The organism is Pseudomonas imperatae (assembly GCF_057128625.1).
On the sequence record NZ_JBSKHP010000022.1, the window covers coordinates 72,720 to 91,235 of the forward strand.

At 63.3% G+C, this 18,516-nt stretch carries 14 protein-coding genes; 5 read left to right on the forward strand and 9 right to left on the reverse strand.

The annotated features are described in order from the left end of the window. Positions 1–48: 48 nt before the first annotated feature. The 7 genes from ACWKWX_RS24090 to ACWKWX_RS24120 form a co-directional block, all read right to left on the reverse strand. Complete coding sequence (locus ACWKWX_RS24090; protein ID WP_483829122.1) at positions 49–1,011, reverse strand: 2-hydroxyacid dehydrogenase; 963 nt, start codon at positions 1,009–1,011, stop codon at positions 49–51. 15 nt (positions 1,012–1,026) lie between these two features. Beyond that, entirely contained in the window at positions 1,027–2,319 is a 1,293-nt protein-coding gene (locus tag ACWKWX_RS24095; protein WP_483829123.1) for an MFS transporter, read from the reverse strand. 52 nt (positions 2,320–2,371) lie between these two features. Continuing rightward, entirely contained in the window at positions 2,372–3,316 is a 945-nt protein-coding gene (locus ACWKWX_RS24100; RefSeq protein ID WP_483829124.1) for a sugar kinase, read from the reverse strand. Continuing rightward, positions 3,309–4,094, reverse strand: a complete 786-nt coding sequence (locus ACWKWX_RS24105) for a sugar phosphate isomerase/epimerase family protein (RefSeq protein ID WP_483829125.1) — start codon at positions 4,092–4,094, stop codon at positions 3,309–3,311. The genes ACWKWX_RS24100 and ACWKWX_RS24105 overlap by 8 nt, the downstream gene beginning before the upstream one ends. Positions 4,095–4,411: 317 nt before the next feature. After that, positions 4,412–5,437 carry a LacI family DNA-binding transcriptional regulator gene (locus ACWKWX_RS24110; RefSeq protein ID WP_483829126.1) on the reverse strand — a complete coding sequence of 342 codons (1,026 nt, stop codon included), beginning with the start codon at positions 5,435–5,437 and terminating at the stop codon, positions 4,412–4,414. Positions 5,438–5,640: 203 nt separating this feature from the next. Beyond that, positions 5,641–8,130, reverse strand: coding sequence for an autotransporter outer membrane beta-barrel domain-containing protein (locus ACWKWX_RS24115; RefSeq protein WP_483829127.1), 2,490 nt, complete (start codon positions 8,128–8,130; stop codon positions 5,641–5,643). A 680-nt stretch (positions 8,131–8,810) separates the two neighbouring features. Continuing rightward, the gene (locus ACWKWX_RS24120; protein WP_483829128.1) at positions 8,811–10,841 is read right to left on the reverse strand and encodes a hypothetical protein; all 2,031 of its coding nucleotides are present in this window, start codon (positions 10,839–10,841) and stop codon (positions 8,811–8,813) included. A gap of 383 nt (positions 10,842–11,224) precedes the next feature. Between ACWKWX_RS24120 and ACWKWX_RS24125 the strand changes: the two genes are divergently transcribed. Continuing rightward, positions 11,225–13,213: a hypothetical protein gene (locus ACWKWX_RS24125; RefSeq protein ID WP_483829129.1), complete on the forward strand. Its 1,989-nt coding sequence runs from the start codon at positions 11,225–11,227 to the stop codon at positions 13,211–13,213. A 12-nt stretch (positions 13,214–13,225) separates the two neighbouring features. Here ACWKWX_RS24125 and ACWKWX_RS24130 read toward each other — a convergent pair whose 3' ends face one another. Next, positions 13,226–13,864 (reverse strand): DUF1345 domain-containing protein, encoded by a 639-nt coding sequence (locus tag ACWKWX_RS24130; RefSeq protein WP_483829147.1) that lies wholly within the window; start codon positions 13,862–13,864, stop codon positions 13,226–13,228. Positions 13,865–14,136: 272 nt separating this feature from the next. Here ACWKWX_RS24130 and ACWKWX_RS24135 point away from each other — a divergent pair, with 272 nt between their 5' ends. The 3 genes from ACWKWX_RS24135 (at position 14,137) to ACWKWX_RS24145 (ending at position 16,848) form a co-directional block, all read left to right on the forward strand. Next, on the forward strand, positions 14,137–14,307 hold the full coding sequence (locus tag ACWKWX_RS24135; protein WP_483829130.1) for a hypothetical protein: 171 nt from the start codon (positions 14,137–14,139) through the stop codon (positions 14,305–14,307). An 83-nt stretch (positions 14,308–14,390) separates the two neighbouring features. After that, entirely contained in the window at positions 14,391–15,530 is a 1,140-nt protein-coding gene (locus tag ACWKWX_RS24140; RefSeq protein WP_483829131.1) for a hypothetical protein, read from the forward strand. A 67-nt stretch (positions 15,531–15,597) separates the two neighbouring features. Continuing rightward, the gene (locus ACWKWX_RS24145; protein ID WP_483829132.1) at positions 15,598–16,848 is read left to right on the forward strand and encodes an MFS transporter; all 1,251 of its coding nucleotides are present in this window, start codon (positions 15,598–15,600) and stop codon (positions 16,846–16,848) included. A gap of 186 nt (positions 16,849–17,034) precedes the next feature. On the opposite strand, the gene ACWKWX_RS24150 is transcribed toward ACWKWX_RS24145, so the two are convergent. Beyond that, on the reverse strand, positions 17,035–17,829 hold the full coding sequence (locus ACWKWX_RS24150; protein WP_473002536.1) for an SDR family NAD(P)-dependent oxidoreductase: 795 nt from the start codon (positions 17,827–17,829) through the stop codon (positions 17,035–17,037). A 119-nt stretch (positions 17,830–17,948) separates the two neighbouring features. Here ACWKWX_RS24150 and ACWKWX_RS24155 point away from each other — a divergent pair, with 119 nt between their 5' ends. Beyond that, on the forward strand, positions 17,949–18,476 hold the full coding sequence (locus ACWKWX_RS24155) for a tetratricopeptide repeat protein (RefSeq protein WP_476299091.1): 528 nt from the start codon (positions 17,949–17,951) through the stop codon (positions 18,474–18,476). Positions 18,477–18,516: the final 40 nt, after the last annotated feature.

The window sequence follows — 18,516 nt, forward strand, 5'->3', positions numbered from 1 at the left end:
GATCGCTGGCAAGCCAGCTCCCACAAAAAGCAGTCCCTGCTAACCGGTCTACGGATTAACCCAATTCTGCGGCCGCTCCCCGTTCAACGCCGCCAGCAGGTTATCCACCGCGCACCGCGCCATCGCCTCCCGCGTTTCATGGGTAGCCGAACCGATATGCGGGGTAGCCACCACGTTGTCCAGCTGCAGCAGCGGCGAGTTCGGGTCCACCGGCTCGCGCTCGAACACGTCCAGGCCGGCGGCGCGGATCTGGCCGGTTTGCAGGGCGTGGATCATGGCCTGTTCGTCCACTACCTTGCCGCGCGAGATGTTGACGAAGATGCTGTCAGGCCCCATCAGCTCGAACTCGCGGGCGCCGATCAGGCCGGTGGTCTCGGCGGTCAGCGGTAGGGTCAGGCAGATGAAGTCGGCTTCGCGCAGCAGTTCGTCGAGGCTGCAATGGCGGGCGCCGAAGCGCTGGTCCACGGCGGGCTTGGGCGAGTGGCTGTGGTAGATCACCGGCATGTTGAAGCCGAAATGCCCGCGCTGGGCCAACGCTTCGCCGATGCGGCCCATGCCGACGATGCCCAGGGTCTTGCCGTGCACGTCGGTGCCGAACTGCCTGGGGCCGACGCTGGCGGTCCACTGGCCGTTGCGCACCACGTTGGCCAGCTCCACTACGCGCCGGGCGGTGGCCAATATCAGCGCAAAGCCGGTGTCGGCGGTGGTCTCGGTGAGCACGTCGGGGGTGTTGGTAAGCTTCACGCCACGGCGGCTGAGGTCGGCGATGTCGTAGTTGTCGACGCCCACCGACACGCTGGAGACGGCTTCGAGATTGGGCGCCAGGTCCAGCAAGGCAGCGTCCAGTTTCAGGCTGGCGCCCAGCAGGCCGTGGGCCTGGGGCAGGGCTTCGCGCAGGCGCGCCAGGCCGTCGCTGGCCGGGTCTTCGATGTAGGTCACGTCCACCTGGTCGCCGAGGCGGGCGAGCAGGGCGGGGGACAGTTTCTTGTACAGCACCACGTGCTTTTTCATCAGGAACTCTCGACGTCAGGAATGGTGGGCAGTGAGGGGGCGGGTGCGGGCCACGACCTTGTCGCAGCCACCGGGGGCCAGCAATATCGTCAGCACCGCCGACAGCACCAGCGCGCCGCTCATCAGCAGGTACGAGGCACCGGGGTTGCCGGTTTCGCTGTTGAGGTAGCCCACAAGGTAGGAGCCAGCGAACGAGCCCAGGGCGCCCATGCTGTTGATCAGCGCCATGGCGCCGCCGGCGACGTTGGCAGGCAGCACTTCGGGGACGATGGCGAAGAACGGCCCGTAAGGGGCGTACATGCAAGCGCCGGCCAGCACCAGCAGGCCGTAGGACCACCAGAAGTGCTCGCTGCCCAGGGCATAGGAGCCATAGAACGCCAGGGCCGCCAGCAGCAGCGGTGGCCACACGAAGCGTTTGCGCCGCTGGATGCGGTCCGAGCCCCAGCTCACCGCCAGCATGGCAATGACCGCAGCCAGGTACGGCAGCGCCGACAGCCAGCCGGCCTCGACCATGTCCATTTCCTGGCCCTGCTTGAGGATGGACGGCAGCCACAGCACGAAGCCGTACACACCAATGCTCCAGCAGAAGAACTGCACCGACAGGATGATGACCTTGGGCGAGCGGAACGCCTCGGCGTAGTTTTTTACCGGCTTGATGCCTTGCTGCTCGGCGGCCAGGGTCTGCTGCAGGTCCTGCTTCTGCTGGCCGCTGAGCCAGGTGGCGTCGGCCGGTTTTTCATCGGCCAGGCGCCACCAGATGAACGCCCAGGCGATGGCCGGCAGGCCTTCGACGATGAACATCCAGCGCCAACTGTAGTGCTGCACCAGGTAGCCGGACACCACCGACATCCACAGCATGGTCACCGGGTTGCCGAGGATCAGGAAGGTATTGGCGCGCGAGCGCTCGGCGCGGGTGAACCAGTAACACAGGTACACCAGCATGGCCGGCATCACCACGGCCTCGACCACGCCGAGCATGAAGCGGATGGCGATCAGCCAATAGGCGTTCTCCACCATGCCGGTGAGGCTGGCCAGGGCGCCCCAGGCGATCAGGCTGGCGAAGATCAGCTTCTTCACGCTGCGCTTTTCGGCGTAGATGGCGCCGGGCACCTGGAAGAAGAAATAGCCGAGGAAGAACAGCGCGCCCAGCAGGGACGACAGCCCCGGCGTCATGGCCAGGTCCTTGGCCATGCCGGAGGCAGCGGCAAAGCCATAGTTGGCCCGGTCCAGGTAGGCCAGGCTGTAGGTGATGAACACGATGGGCATGATCACCCACCAACGGCGCGGCGCCAGTTTCAGCGGTTGCATGGCAAGGCTCCTGAGCATTTTGTTGTTGTCGCAACAGGGTTGTTCGAGTGGATCAGGCGCGGCGCAGGGCCGCGGCTTCCAGCAATTGGTCGCGGCTGGGCAGGCCCTCCATGTCGCCCTGGCTTTGCACGGCGCGGCTGCCGATCCAGTTGCCGCGGTCGGTGGCCTGCTCGAGGGGCAGGCCTTCCAGCAGCGCGCTGATCACGCCCACCGCGAAGCCGTCGCCGGCGCCCACGGTGTCCACCACCTTGGCCACCTTGTGCGCGGCCACGAAGCCTTCGCCCAGGGCCGTGCGGTAATAGGCGCCTTCCGCGCCCAGCTTGATGGCCACCGCTTCCGCGCCGTGGTCCAGGTAGAACGCGGCGATGTCACCCGGGGTTTCATAGCCGGTCAGCAGGCGCCCTTCGGCCAGGCCCGGCAGCACCCAATCGGCGTGGCTGGCCAGGGCGTTGACCTCGCTGATCATGCGCGTCTGGCTGGGCCACAACGACGGCCGCAGGTTGGGGTCGAAGGACACGCTGCGGCCAGCACCGCGCATGGTCTGCATCAGGTGGCTGGACAGCTCTTGGGCGCTGGCCGACAACGCCGGCGGAATACCGGTGGCGTGCAGGTGGCGGGCGCCGAGCAGTTCATCGTTGAGGTCGGCGACGCTGAGGTGGCTGGCGGCCGAGCCGCGGCGGAAATACTCCACCACCGGGTCCTGGCCGTCGTCCTCGCGGGACTTGAACTGGAAACCGGTGGGGTGCGCATTGTCCACGGCCACGTGGCGGCAGTCCAGGCCTTCGCGCTGCAGGGTGTCGACCACGAAGCGGCCCAGGGAGTCATTGCCCACGCGGCTCAGCCAGCTGACCTTGAAACCCAGGCGCGACAGGCCGATGGCGACGTTGCTGTCGGCCCCGGCAATGCGCTTGTGGAAGTGCGAGACGGCGGCCAGGTCGCCGGTCTGTTCGGCCACCAGCATGGCCATGGTTTCACCAAAACACAGGATATCAGCCATGGGCGACGCTCCCTGCCTGCGGTTGGCCCAAGTGGGCGAGGGTGGCCACGTGGCCACGGGTTACTTGCAGTAGATCCTCGCCTTGCAGCGGAAATTCCGCAGCGCGCATCACTCCGGGCGTCATGCGCCGCAACAATTGTTCCCACAGCTCCAGGTCACGCGGGTGCGGCGGTATGGCCACCAGCTTGCCGGCGCTGGTGCGTTCCACGGCCTTGCAGTGCACGTACTCCACGTACTGCGCCAGTTGCACGGCGGCGCTGAACACCGATTGGTCCTGCCACTGCCAGTTGCCGATGTCGAAGGTCATGCCCACCGGCACCTTGTGCTCGCGGGCGCGGGTGAAGAAACGCGCCAGCGGGTCGATGCGCCCGCCCTGGGTGGTCTGGTCGTTCTCCACCAGCAGGCGCACCGGCTGGTCGGCCAGCAGTTGCTTGAGGGCAGTGAAGTCGTTGTGCGGGGCGAAGAAGCCCAGGGACACCTTCAGCCACTTCGAGCCGCAGGCCGCGGCGTTGGCCAGGGCGGTGACCAGCGCCGGGTCCGGCTCGGTGCGGCCTGCCTGCCACAGCTCCATGGGGCACGAATACACGCTTTCCAGGCCCTGGGCCTCGGCGGCCTGGCGCAACTGGTCGGCTTCGAGGGTGGTGAACAGTTCTTCACGCCATTCGATGACGTTGGCGCCGGCCTGCTTGAGCAGGGCGGCGAAGGGCACCTGGCCCTGTTCGCGAACCAGGGTGGCGCCGTAGCTGGACAGGCTGATGGACACGGGGTAGAGATTCATTGTTATTGGGCCTCTGAAACCGGTTACATTTCGATCAATAAAAAGGTATGCGGAAGACCCCGGCGTGGGGCCGGTGGTTCAGTTATTGGTGGGGATTGGCGCGATATTGAAAATAAAGAGACGGCACATGGCCTGGTTTCCTTCTTCGATATTGTTGTTGTTTTAGCGTTACTGAAATCGGTTTCAGTAGTAATTAGAAAACACCTTCCACGCGCGCACGTCAAGCCCCTGCGCGCGCTCGTAGCAGCTGCCGCCAGGCTGCGTCAGGGGCGGGCGCGGTGCCCGGGACGCGGCCTGCGGCCGCTGCTACAGGGGTTTCAGGGTTGCTTTGGGGGCGTCGAACCGCGCACCACCAGCTCGGCGGCGAAATCAAAGCGCTGCGCCGGCCCCGCATCGCCGCGCAGCCGCTCCAGCAGGCACTCGAACGCACGCACGCCAATGGCATGGGTAGGCTGCGCCAGGGCCGTGATGCCGCTGCCCACCAGCGGGTACCAGTCCAGGTCGTCCAGGGCAATCAGGCCGACGTCGTCGAACAGGTCGCAGCCCAGCGTGCGCAACGCCTGGGCGGCGGCCAGTGCGGCCAGGCCGTTGGCACAGAACAGCGCCTTGGGGCCGTGGTCGTTGCTGGCAAGAAAGTCGCGCAGGCGGGCTTCAAGTGCTTCGCCGGTCTGCAGCCTGCAGCCGCGCAGTTGCTTATCCTGCACCACCAGCGCATCGAACGCGCTGATGCGCTCGTTGCGCGAGCTGGTGCCGTCCTGGGGCTCGCTGACCAGCGCCAGGTCGCGGTACCCACGGGCCTTCAGGTGCACCAGGCCCATGCGCATGGCGCCGGCGTTGTCCAGGCCGGTCATGTCGCTGTGGAAGGCTTCCAGCTTGCGGTCCACCAGCACCATGGGCAGCTCGCTCTGCAGCTCGCGCAGCTCGTCCATGTGCTTGCCCAGGGTGTTCACGATCAGCCCCTCGATGTTGTAGCTGCGCAGCGCCTGCAGCTGCTGCAGTTCCTGTTCGCCATCGCGGTCGGTGTTGCACACCACCAGGCTGTAGCCATGGCGGCGGCAGGCGGTTTCCACACCGTGCATCACGGCAATCGAATAGGGGTTGCGGATGTCGGCCATCAGCATGCCGATCAGCCGGGTGCGCCCGCGCTTGAGGCCGCGGGCCATCTGGTTGGGGCGGTAGCCCAGCTCGCCGATGGCTTTTTCGATGCGCAGGGCGATGGCGTCCGAGAGCAGGGCTTTGTCGTCGCCGATGAAGCGCGACACGCTGGCTTTCGACACCCCGGCGCGGCGGGCGACGTCGAGCATGGTGACGCGGTGGCGGGGCGGGGTGGTGGGGCTGCTCACGGGCCTTGTTCCTTGTTGGCATGATTGCCGCCAGGGGCGAGGCAGGCTGACATGAACTCAGCACGGGCGCAGCGCACACCTTGAGGGGCGGGGCCTCAAGTGTACCGTTTATCGGCAGGCGGGGCGAAGTTCGAACTGCGCCCCGCAGGCAACTTGTAACAATCGGCCCCGCAGGGCCGATCAGGCAACCGCCATCTTGCTGATTAGAAGCTATAGCGCAACCCCAGGTTTGCGCCCCACGGCTGCTCGATGTTCTTGCCGTTGCTGTAGTCCAGGTCCACGTGCAGTTGCAGGTGCTTGTTCATGGATACCGCGACGCCGGTGCCGACTTCGCCGCGTGAGCCGGACAGGTCGTTGTTGAAGCCATTGCCGTTGACCTGCACGCGGTTGCTCTGGGCAAATTCATGGGCCAATGCCACCCGCACATAAGGCTGCACCATGCCGTTGTCCAGCGCGATGGTGCGCCCAAGGGTAGTACCGACCTTGCCCAGCAGGGAATGGGTCATGTCGCCTTCGGCACGCATGCCGTTGTCCATGGTGTAGTCGCGGCCACTGATTGCCACGCCGGCCAGTTGGGCATAAGGCTCCACGAAGTAGTCATCAGCCACGGCAATGTGCCGTCCGAACTCCAGCGACGTGCCCACGCCGCTGTTGTCGTAGTTGCCCTTGGCGCGCGTGCCATCGCTCATGCGGACCGTGGCGTCGTTCTGGAAGCGGTTGAACTTCAACACACCGTCGAAATAGTAGCCGTTGTCCGGGTTCAGCCAGGTCGCGTAGGCGCCCAGGTAGTAGCTGTCGACGCTGCCGGAGGTGCCGTGGTTGAGGTCCAGGCTGGAGTCGCTGTAACCGCCCATCAGGCCGACCAACCAATTGCCATCGCCCATCGGCAAGGGAGCATCGGCGCCAAACGACAGGCCTTGCTGGGTTTGCTTGTAGCTGACGTCGGTGCTGGTGGTGACGTTGTATTTGTTGCCGTAGGCGCGCATCCAGAAACCGGGCTGGGCACCGTTGTAGCGCAGCTCGCCCATGCGTGACCGCAAGGTCGACAACTCGCCGTACCAGACGGTGGGCGCCGTGTTGAAGAGGGCCAATACCGTCGCGGTTTCAGGGCTGATCGTCTTGGTACTGGTATCCAGGAACCAGTCAGTGCCGCGCTGCATCAGCTCATAGGAATAGGTGCCCATGTCCACGGGGCCACCCAACAGGCTGAACTGGGCCGTGGAACCAGTGCCGGTGTGTACGACCTGCAGGCTGTTGTCGGCGGCGGGGTCTTCGCCGCGGGCACTGACCAATAGTTTGTAATCGCCTGTGGCAGTGCCGCTGACGTCGACGAAGCTGGCCAGCTCGCGGGCGAAGTCCACGCTCAGCTGGAAGGTGCCGGTGCCCGATAATGAAGCCAGGGACAGTCGATAAAATTGACCCGCGTCACCCAGGGCCACGGTGCCATCCGCCAAGGCAAGCGTGCCGACGCTGCTGTCGCCGGTGACTTGCCAGGTCGAGTCGCTGAGGTTGGCGCTGGCGATGTTGGTCAGGGTGCCCTTGAGGCTCGAACCGTCAGTCATCACCACGCTGGCCTGGCTGGAGGTGTCGGCCGTGAGATCGCCCACCACAGTGCTCCGGGCCAGGTTGACCTGGAGGTTGCCGCCGTTGCTGGCGACGCCGGTCCCGATCCAATCGCTGCCGGTGAGTTGTGCCTGCGCCGCCATGCCATTGGCGCTGATGGTGCCGTTCAGGGCGCTGGCGTCCAGTGCCAGGCTGGCAACATTAAGCAGGTTGCCGTTGACCTGCGAATCAGTCGCGTGCACGGTAGTGGTCGTGGCGCCATCGTTGCTGATGTTGCCGTTGAGCACGCTGCTGGCAAGGGTCAGGCTGTCGACGTTGAGCAGGTTGCCGTTGATCTGCGAATCAGTCGCGTGCACGGTAGTGGTCGTGGCGCCGTCGTTGCTGATGTTGCCGTTGAGCACGCTGCTGGCAAGGGTCAGGCTGTCGACGTTGAGCAGGTTACCGGTCAGTTGTGAACCGGACATTTGCACCGAGGTGCTGCCGGTGCCATCGGAGGTCACGTTCCCTTCCATCAGGCTGCTGGCCAGGTTTAGCGCTACGGTGCTTGCGCCGCTGGCGTCGACGTTGCCGAGCAGTTGGCTGCCGCCGCCTGCATTCACGACCACAGAGCTGCCTGCCGTGGCACTGATATCGCCGGTGACCAGCCCCTGGTTCAGCGTGAACACCGCTGCCGTGTTCGCATCGGAGAGGGAAATATTCCCTTTGATATGCGCGTTGTCCACCGCAACGCTGGCAGTGGAGCCCGAGTCCATCAACATGGCGATGCCAGCATCGCTGGTGAGCAGGCTGCCGTTGCGCAGCACGATGTTCGCCGAAGCCGATCCGCCTAGAAGCCCCCCCATCGTTATTCCGGCGCCGCTCGTGGTGGTCACGGTAGAGTCATCGATGACCAGGGTGGTAGGGATGGCGGGAATCCCCAGTATCATAATGCCATTGGCCGCCCCGGTAACCACTGTGCCGGCACTGAGGTTGATGGTGCCGCCCGAGACCAGCAACAAGCCGGCGTCGAACTCCGGGTTGATGCTGCCACCCCTGGCCGTCACCTGTGTATTGACCAGGTCCAATGTCGTGGCAGCCCCTGCAACGCGAATGCCCATCTGGCCGGTGACCTCGCTATCTATCAGCGTCAACTGTGCGCCCCGGTCAGCATTGACTGCATATTGAAGCGCACTTTGAATCGTGGAATTACGGACCGTGGCGACGCTGTCGTATTGAACATCAAGCGCTGCAAAGTAGCCGAACGAGCCATCGTTAACCATGCTCACACCATTGGCAATGACGGTGCTGCCATCCGCCGCCCTGGCGCCAGCCCGAAGCAGGAGCGTCCCGGGCGTCAGGTTAAGGGTGCTACCCTCGATGGCATACGCGCCTTCTAGCTGACGGCCGTTGGTGGTCAATGTGGAGCCTTTCTGCATCTGATAAATATCGTAATCGGCCCTGATGGTCATCTCTTTGTCGACATTGAAAAATAGGATGGTGGCCTGGGCTCCCGTGGAGTAACTGGTCAGTGCCAGCAGCAGTGCGCCTGCCAAGTTTTGGGTCTTGAAACTTGAGGGTGAATGGGCGTTGCCGGGAACTTGTCCCGTACAAGATTTTTCATTCATTTGATTGGCTCCATTGATTCGTGTGGGCACGTGTTAGAAGCTCAATACGATAAGGTTTCACGTTTGGCATGGTTGTAGGCATGCTGACTTTTCCATGTAGGAAAGTTCTACATTGCCTTTAGGTAAGTCCGCACAAGTCTTGGTGTAAACTTGTGCGGAACTTTACTTCAGGCAGCGGGTGATATTTAACGACTGTAAAGCGGCAATTACGGCGTTGGCACGCAGGTATTGCCGCCGCCGTCGAGGTTTACCATCACCAGGTTGATAACGCCGCTACTGCCCGTTTGCCCTGCATTATCGATGTTGTACTTGACTTCAATACGCAGCATGGTCGAAGCACGCAGGAGGTCGGAGAACACCACTGGGTAGCTGAAGCCGTTGACGACATCACCCAGCGTTGCTTCGTATGGCGGGGTTGGGACTGTTTCGGTCGCCCCCGCAGTGCCGCCGGAGTCGAGTACGTCATAAACCTGGAAGGTTGCAGTAAACTTCGCGCCGACACCCCACTTCCCGTTTGCAGGCGGAATGCTCAGGCCAAACCCTTCCCAATACCTGTCGTTGCAGCGCACGATATAGGTAGAAAACGGCGTGGCACTCGGGAATTGTTCAATAGGGCGGCCTGTGACACTCGGCAGCGGCAAGTCGACAATGCCCCCCAGCTGCGAATCGACCAATGTGGCGCGAGACTGCTGGTAGCCGTCGGCCGGGTCGTCGGTGATGACCTTGTAATACACGAGAACCGACGGCCCGAATGTCCCTTCTAGAATGAACTGCCATGGAATGTCAAAGGTGATGACTTGGCCAACAGCGGCATTCGTGATGGGTTGAACATCAACGGGCTCGTCAATGCCAGGCCACATCAGTGCCAGAAAGTGCGCGTTTGCTGTAAACCCAGCAATCAGCGCTACGTCTGCGGTGGCGTCTTCGCCCTCATCGCCGGGCAACAATTTGTTGTCGTCCGCAGCATTCTGCCAGCTGGCGCTCTTGACGCGTACCCGGTTCAACCGGCTGTTTTCCGGGCCGGGTTCGCCAGGCGGGAAGTCAGGGCCGGGTGCCGCCAGGTCATAGTCCACACGGATAGTGTTGGTGAAGGTGCCGACATTGGATTGGTTCCGGACTACCTTGACCCTGACGGCGATATTGGTGCCGTCCTGGCCGCCACTCGATACCACACTGTATGGCAGGGGAATCAGCGCGCTATCCGTCACGAGGGGATAAACGAAGGCGGGGGTCGTCATGTTATCCCAGTACACTTGGGCCTGGTCGCCTGTAATGAATGGGGAATAGACCGGCAGCTTCAATCCGGCTTGCAGATACAGGTCTTCGCGAGTCAACAGGGTGCCGGTGCTCGCTTTTTCCAGGGTCAGTAGTTCGCCGTGGAAATCGGGCAGGGGGGTCAACAGCACTTGCAGTTTTGGTTGCAGCGCGGTCATCTGGGCGTTGTCATTGCCTGCCCGGTCGAAAACTTGATACCACAGCACGAACGTGCCTTCGAGTTGCGCCCTGATGAGCGTAGCGGGAACCGTGACAGTAATGGGCAGCGTGGGGTCTGTGATGATCTGCGTATCGACAATGATGCCAGCGTCGTCTTTGGTGCCGAGCGCTGTCACCCGGGTCCAGTGGAATTCAATTCGATCATCCCGGGCGATGTCCAACCAACGCTGCACATTACCCGTGATGCCATTATGTTGGGTAAGGTATTCGTCGGTAATCCCATCCAGCACCTCCTGGGGGAACACCACCGGCGCGAGCGAGTTGCCGAAATTGGGACGGTCGTGATCGATGGTAATGGTGTATGGCGCGGTCACATCGTCGCCAGTGACGAAGTTTTCTACTTTGCCAATAAATGTATGAACGCCGCTGGTGCGCAGAGCGGTCTGGCTGAGGACCACCACCTGATCCTCCACTGGCCTGCCAGCCGGAATGGTGACGCGTGTCACCACGGTGTCGTTTCCGTCCCAGGTGCCGGAGATAGTGCTTGCCACGGTGGGATGGGAAACATAAGGAATGATGATGGGCAGGTCCTGGTGGGTTTTTTCAGCGCTCAGCAGGTTGAAATGGTCACCAGGCAGTTGCGGGTCGGGAAGGTTGGGGAGCACCCCTTCCACGATGGGCGGCAATACCTGGTTAATACCAGGCTGCCGAGCGGTCGCCAACTCGATGCGCCGCTTTTCTGCCTGAAGCTTGGCTTTCCAGCTGGCAATATTTTCTTTATGGGTGGGGGTGGATGACGACATAGGTCGAACTCCGTATCAGTCAGTGCATTAAGGCTATTGGCAAACGCTGCTTCCAAAGCCGATGGCGCGGTGTGGTGCACACCTACTGATACCCATTCAATGCTCATTTCTGGGGGGTGCCTACTGATAGAAATGACAGGTAGGCGCCATGGCCCGACCGACGGTCAATTGGCCCGCGCCCGGCAGCAACCCCACTCATCCGAACTGTTAGTTCTGACAGTAGCGAGCCATATGGCACGGCACGCCTAATCGGTAATACAAGCACTGGCGGCTTGCCATGGCTTACCCACCGATGAGGAATTGTGATGACAATCACCCCACCTTCTGGCCCCAGCACCCCAGTACGTCTGCCTGACGTATTTCCCCCACCCAGGGCCCAAGCGGTGCTGCCAGACCTGCCCGGGGCGTTGGAACATAACCTGTTGCCCATCAGCGCCCTGACCGCCCCTCTGGTCGTGGAGTTCGACCAATGGGCCCTTGCGCCCGTGAACCCGAGTGATCCTCCTGCGCAGGTGTTCTACTACTGGAATGACGCCGAATTGGGCAGCAAGACATTCAGCTACCCCTTCGACCCTGGCCAGCTGTTTTTCGAAGTGCCCGTGGCTGCCCTGCAGGAGGGCATTCACAGGCTCAAGTACCGGATAACCTCCTTCTTGGCCGATGACGACTCGAAGATTGCAGAGGTGACCATCGACCGTAGTGCGCCGTACGGCAATTCCACCCCGTTGGCGCCGCGGTTGCCCGTGGATGTCGGCGCCGGAGGCATTGACGACGCTTATCTGGCCAGCCACGGCGACCAGGTACTGATCACTGTCGACGCCTATCTCGATTGCAAGCCTTATGATGTGATCGAACTGTTCTGGCGCAATCTTTCCCCACTGCCAGGGGATGAGGCAGTGGCGGCCAGGCTGGTGGTACCGCAGGGGGCTGGCATCGGGCCGTTCGAGGTGGTGGTACTCGGCGATGTGGTTCGCGCGCGCCGCAACGGCGCAAAATCGCTGAAGTATTACATTCGGGATCGGGCGGGCAACGCCAGCGTTGACTCGAGGGAAACGTACGTGAGCGTCAATGTCACGGCGCCGCCCAGCCTGGCGCCGCCGCGGGTGCCCGCCCTCGATGATGGCCTGGTCACCCGTTCAGACGTCATCGTTAACCCCGGCGTGGAAGTGCTGATTGACGCGTATGATTACCAGGTCGGTGATTTCATCAGCGTCGATTGGGGCGGGCAGGTCATGGTACAGCTCCCCGTGGAGCCCACCCCTTCGTTTCCCCTGCGCCGGCTGATTCCCTGGGATGTGCTGGCGGTCGGCGATCATTTCGAACGGCCTCACGACGTCGACGTAACCTATACCGTGGTGCGTGGCGCGCATCGCTGGACATCGCTGGAACTTGAGGTGGCGGTTGACTTCAGTGTTGCCGGGCCGCCCAACCCGGCCATCGATCCGATCAATTCGCGCCTCCCGCTGGTGACGGTGAAAGGCGTCACCGGCGACAACGTCATCACCCTTGCCGACGCCAACCAGCCGGTGCGCGTGGAAGTGCTGCTGTACGCAAACCCGCAGCCCGACGAGGAACTTGACCTGTTCTGGGGTGGGCTGGTGGGGGACGGACCGGTGGCGACCTACATCGTGCAAGCCGGCGACGTGGCGGGCAAGCTGATCGTCTTCGAGGTGCCCTGGGCGGACGTGCTGGCGGCTGGCGGCGGCCTGGAGGTGCCGGTGCGTTACACCACCTTCAACGGCATCAACGGCCAGCAGTGCCGGGACACCTTGTGCCGCGTGGAGGTTGCCGTAGAGGACCGTACCTTGCCAATGCCGTTCTACCCGGACCCCAACCCTGCCACGTTCGCTGCCGACCCTGAGGAGACCTGGAACCCGATCATCGCCAATTACAATTGCGCGGCCCACCCATGGCGCGGCCTGGTCATCAAGATTCCGGCCAGTGACCGTTTCGTCACCGACAGCCGGATTGTGCTGAACTGGCGGGGTTACTCCACCTCCAACCTGGCAGAAAGCTCGTTCCTGCCTGGAACCCAGTATCAGGAGGAGCGCGTTATCACCGCAGCAACGCAAAAACAGGAGGTTACCTTCACGATTCTCCCGGCTGATTTTCGCCGTTGCATCTTGGCTACCAGCTACCGGGGGCAGGGCGAGGGCCAGAGCACCTTCGGCTCCGGCTACGCTTTCTACACGCTGTACTCACCGGGCCAGCCCGCCACTTACAACGAGCATAAGCAATCCTATTGCCGCATTGACCTGATACGGTCCGGGGCCCATTGCCCTTGCAGTTGGGACGGCTACCCCACGGAAGAGGAGGATTGGTGCCTGGACTGTGACCCTGTCACCGACGAGACGTGTACGCCGCAACCTTGAGCGGCGCCGGTTTCAGTTGAGCAACCCAGCGGCGATGTTGATGGAAAAACCCAGTATCGCCGTATTGAACAGAAACCCGATCAACGAGTGCCCCAGCACCACCCGCCGCAACGCGCGGGTGGCTACCCCCACGTCGGAGGTTTGCACGGCCACGCTGATGGTGAAGGAGAAATACAGGAAATCCCAATAGTCTGGCTCGGTCTCGCCATCGGCAAAGCGCAGGGGCGCGTCCTTGGCTTTCGCCAGGTAGAACAGCCGCGCGTAGTGCAGGGCGAAGATGATGCCGGTCATCAGCCACGAGCCGATCACCGTCAATGCCGTCAGCGCGTAGTGCAGGCCGCGCACGCCGGTGCTCAGTTGCTTGCCACCGGCCAGCAGGAACCCAATGGCGGCCAGGCTGGCGATGGCGGCGATGCACACGGTCACCAGCACCAGGCCGGCGTTTTCGTCCTCCTGCTGGGCGGTTTGCTGGACTTTCTGTGCGTCGGCGTGGGTGGCCAGCCAGGTCATCAGTAGCAGGTAGCACCACACGCCGCAGTTCCAGCCGATGATCACCCGCATCACCGGGTCGGCGGGGGCCAGCAGCCCGGCGGCAATGCCCAGGGCGGCGGAGGATGACAGGCGAGGGTGGGTGCGGGGCAGGCTGGGCAGGGCCATGGCAATCCTTTGAATGAGTGGTACATGGACTGTAGCCGCTGCCGCCAGGCTGCGCTGGCCCTGGGGCACGCTGAAGATTTTCTGGGTAATCAAGGGCCAGCGCAGCCTGCGGCAGCGGCTACACGGTGTGGAGGCAGTAAGGAGTTGGGCAAAACGCGGTCCGCCATACACTTTTTTTCAAGACTTGTCACCTGTCAGAACTACCAGTAGTCAAGGTTTCATTTAACCGGTTCAATGTAGGACCAGTCCTACAAGGAAAGTGCGCGATGACCACAGACTCTCCCAACGAGCCCGTGCTACTGCAGGGCATGATGAGCCAGGCGCGCCTGATGCGGCATACCCGGGTGCAACGGCGGCCCAGCAACGATGCACTGTTTGACCGCCAACCCGGCCCACAGTGCCCGGGCGGTGAACCAAGGCCCGAGCTGCCTCGTTGAGGCCTTGCGCCTTCTACCAGTAACGCGCACCGGTGTTCCGGCGTTCAATGGCGGCCAACGACTGCTACCGGAACACCTTCAACATGGACATCATCACTTTCATCCTCGTGGGCCTGTTCACTGGCGTCATGGGCGGCTGGGCCGCCTTCACCTTCGGCACCAAGACCGGCAAGGTGATCGCCGGCTCCGCCAGCCTGGGCGCGGTGGCCCTGGAGACGGATTCGGCCTTGCAGGGTTTCATGGGCTATGGGCACGAATCGGGCGAGCTGGTGTTCACCCTTGGCGGCGCCTACGTGGTGGGTTTTTTCGCCACCATCGCGCTGTTGACCCAACTACTGCTCAAGCAGGACTCCCGGTACCGCATCACCCTGATCGACGTGGTGTTTGGCAACAACAAGGCGCTGGACGCCTACCACGACGCCAAGCGTCACGAACTGGAGACGCTGCTCAAGCGTGAACTCAATATCGAGGCGCTGACCGCCGAGCGGGCGTTGCTCGACCAGCGCCAGGCGCAGCTGGACGTGCAACAGCGGTTGCTGGCCGTCGAGCTTGAGGAGGCGCAAGCGCTGCTGCAGGCCCGCGATGGCGTGGCCAAAGGGCGCCTGGCCATGCCGTTGCCGTTGCAGCACAAGCAACTGATCCATCCCGATTTCCTCGAACTGTTGCCCCGGCAGGTGTTCAAGGTGTGCCGCTTCCACCATGCCTTGCTCGCGGAGACCGACCGTTTCCTGGCCGGTGGCACGGGCGGCTTCGACACCTACCTGCTGGCTGTCGCCGGGCACCTGGCCACCCACCTGTTCGGCCAGGCCGTGCAGGTGGGCATGGAGGAGGTGCGCGTGCACTTTCGTCAGCTGGACCCTGCCGACAAGGTCTACAAACCCTACGTGGTGCACGGCGGTACCGAACTGGAAGTGAGCGGCGTGCACATCGACGACGGCCTGATCAGGGCCTCGCGCGAATCACGGCGCAGCCTGGTGTATTCGGCCAACAAGCGCCTGGCCATCAGCAGCGGCGCCAATTTCCTGTGGCAGGACTACCTGGTGCATGTGTTCGAGGCCATCAAGGTGGCGGGGTTGCCGCGCTACAGCCTGGGCATTTCGATCCGCCATCGGGCGGCGCATTCCAGCGTGTTGTACCTGTTCAGCTTCATCCAGCTGGAGCAGGTGATCCAGCATGAGATGGTGCGGGCGCACAGCCATTCCTTGGCGGAATCGGCTGCATAAAAAACATGAATTTTATTTATGGGTTGGCGGGGGTTATTTTTATCTGCACCTGAAAGGAGATAACACCATGGACACCCCCACCCACGAACAGCACTGGCAACGCAACCTCGCCGTGTGCGTGTTTGGCGCCTTCACCACCATCGTCGCCATGACCCTGCTGTTGCCGTTCTTGCCCATCTATGTCGAGCACCTGGGCGTCAGCGACCCGGCCGCCGTGGTGCAATGGTCGGGCATTGCCTTCGGCGCCACCTTCCTCTCGGCAGCGCTCACCGCGCCGTTGTGGGGCCGCCTGGGCGACCGCTACGGGCGCAAGCTGATGCTGATTCGCGCCAGCCTGGGTATGGCCATTGCCATGTCGCTGATCGGCCTGGCGGAGAATATCTGGCAGTTGGTGCTGCTGCGCTTGCTGGCGGGCTTGTTGGGCGGCTACGCCTCGGGCGCGACCATCCTGGTGGCCACGCAAACCCCCAAGGCGCGCTCGGGCTGGGCGTTGGGCATCCTGTCGTCGGGCATCATGGCCGGCAGCCTGGCGGGGCCGTTGATGGGTGGGTTGTTGCCGCCGCTGGTGGGTATCCGCAACACCTTCTTCCTCGCCGGTGCGGTGATTTTCGTGACCTTCCTGGGCACCGCCTTCCTGCTCAAGGAAGCGCCACGGCCCAAGCGTGCACCAGTGGCCAAGGGCGCGCCGAAACCCACCGCCGGGGTAAACATGAAGCCGGTGTGGGCGATGTTCGTGGTGGCGTGCCTGGTGATGTTCTCGAACATGTCCATCGAACCGATCATCACCGTGTACCTGATGCAATTGGGCGCGGCCAACGTGACGCTGGTGGCCGGGGTAGTGATGTCGGCGGCGGCGCTGGGCAGCATTCTCTCGGCGTCGCGCCTGGGCAAGCTGGCGGACCGGGTAGGGCACTGGAAGGTGGTGATTGGCTGCCTGGTGGCGGCCGCGGTGTTGCTGATTCCCCAGGCCCTGGTCACCGAGCCGTGGCAGTTGGTGGTGTTGCGCCTGTTGATGGGCCTGGCGTTGGGTGGCTTGTTGCCGTGCATTGCCGCCATCATCCGCCACTCGGTGCCCGAAGGCATTGCGGGGCGCATGCTCGGCTATTCCACCTCCAGCCAGTACGTGGGGCAGGTGTTGGGGCCGCTGGCCGGTGGCTACCTGGGTGGCCACGTGGGCATGCGCGTGGTGTTCGTGGTGACCTGCGTGCTGATGGCGGTGGGGGCGGTGGTGACCGCCCTGGCGCGCCCGCGGCCGCAGGTGTCAGAAGGACATGGCGACGGCGAAGAACACCCCGCAGGCCACTACCACGTAAAGTGAAAACCTGACCAGCTCCTTGACTCCGAACTCTTCCATTGTCTCGACTCCTGCATCGCTGTTCTGATGGCTGAACTATGCGCTGCAGGGGTCGAAGGACACCAGATTCAGAAACGCGAGAAAAAACCGGATCAGATGGCGCGGCCCGGACGCGGCCTTACGGCCGCTGCTACGGACATTTTTGCGCCATCAGGCAATGGTATCCACCACCCCGCCATCCACGCGCAACGCAGCCCCGGTAGTGGCCGAGGCTTGGGGCGAGGCGATGTACACCGCCATGTTCGCCACCTCTTCCATGCTCGCTGCGCGCTGGATGATCGAGGTGGGGCGGTTTTTCATCACGAACGCCGCGGCCGTTTCCTCCAACGAGGCGCCGCTGGCCGCCTGGTCGTCCTTGAGCATTTCCTGCAAGCCTTCCGACAGGGTAGGGCCGGGCAGGATGGCGTTCACCGTCACCCCGGTGCCGGCCATGCGCTTGGCCAGCCCGCGGGAGATGGACAGGTTGGAGGTCTTGGTGAAGCCGTAGTGGATCATGTCCGCCGGGATATTCAGCCCCGACTCGGACGAGATGAAGATGATCCGCCCCCAGCCGCGCTCGGCCATCTTCGGCGCATAGGCCCGCGACAGGCGCACGCCGGACATCACGTTGACCTGGAAGAAGCGTTCCCATTCCTCGTCGGGGGTGTCGAAGAAGTCCTGCAGGGCGAACACGCCCAGGTTGTTCACCAGGATGTCGACCTGGGGCACGCTGGCCACCGCCTGCCTGCAGCCTTCAGCCGTGGCCAGGTCGCCGGCTAGGCCCTGCACCTTGGCGCCGCTCACGGCCTGCTGCAGCTTGGCCACTGCAGCGTCCACGACGTCGGCCTTGCGACCGTTGATGATTACGTGGGCGCCGGCCTGGGCCAGGCCCTTGGCGATGGCGAAGCCGATACCCTGGGTGGAGCCGGTGACGAGCGCGGTCTTGCCGTTCAAATCGATATGCATGGCGGGTCTCCCGTTGGATGAGTCAGACAGCATAGGTGCAAGTATCGAGACCGGCTGTGCCGGCTGGCGTTCCGCCTATACTGCAATTCCCTTCCCGTGTTCCTCTCAGGAGTCACGCCATGAACCTGCGCACCTGCCTGTTGCCCATCGCCCTGCTCAGCGCCGCCCTGGCCAGTGCCCCGCTGTGGGCCAGTGGCGGCGACGACTCGCCGCCCAAGCCCAACTGCCCCAAGGGCAAGGTCTGGGACAGCAAAAGCAAAAGCTGCGTGATGCAACAGAGCAGCGCCGCCAGCGATGCAGACCGCACCGACTATGCCTACCGCCTGGCCAAGGACGGGCGTTACGAAGAGGCCATCGCCTTGCTCGACACGCTCAAGCAGCCCAACACCGCCAAGGCGCTCAACTACCGCGGCTACGCCACGCGCAAGCTGGGGCGCACCGACGAGGGCATCGGTTACTACCTGCAGTCGGTGCAGCTCGACCCGCGTTATGCCCAGGTGCGTGAGTACCTGGGCGAGGCCTACGTGATCAAGGGGCGGCTGGACCTGGCCAAGGAGCAGTTGGCGACCATCAAGTCCATTTGCAGCACCACCTGCGAGGAGTACCAGGATTTGGCCGAGGCGATCGAGGGGGCTTCGAAGACCTGATGGCGCGATACCGCGGTGTCGGCGGACGCGGCCTGGGGCC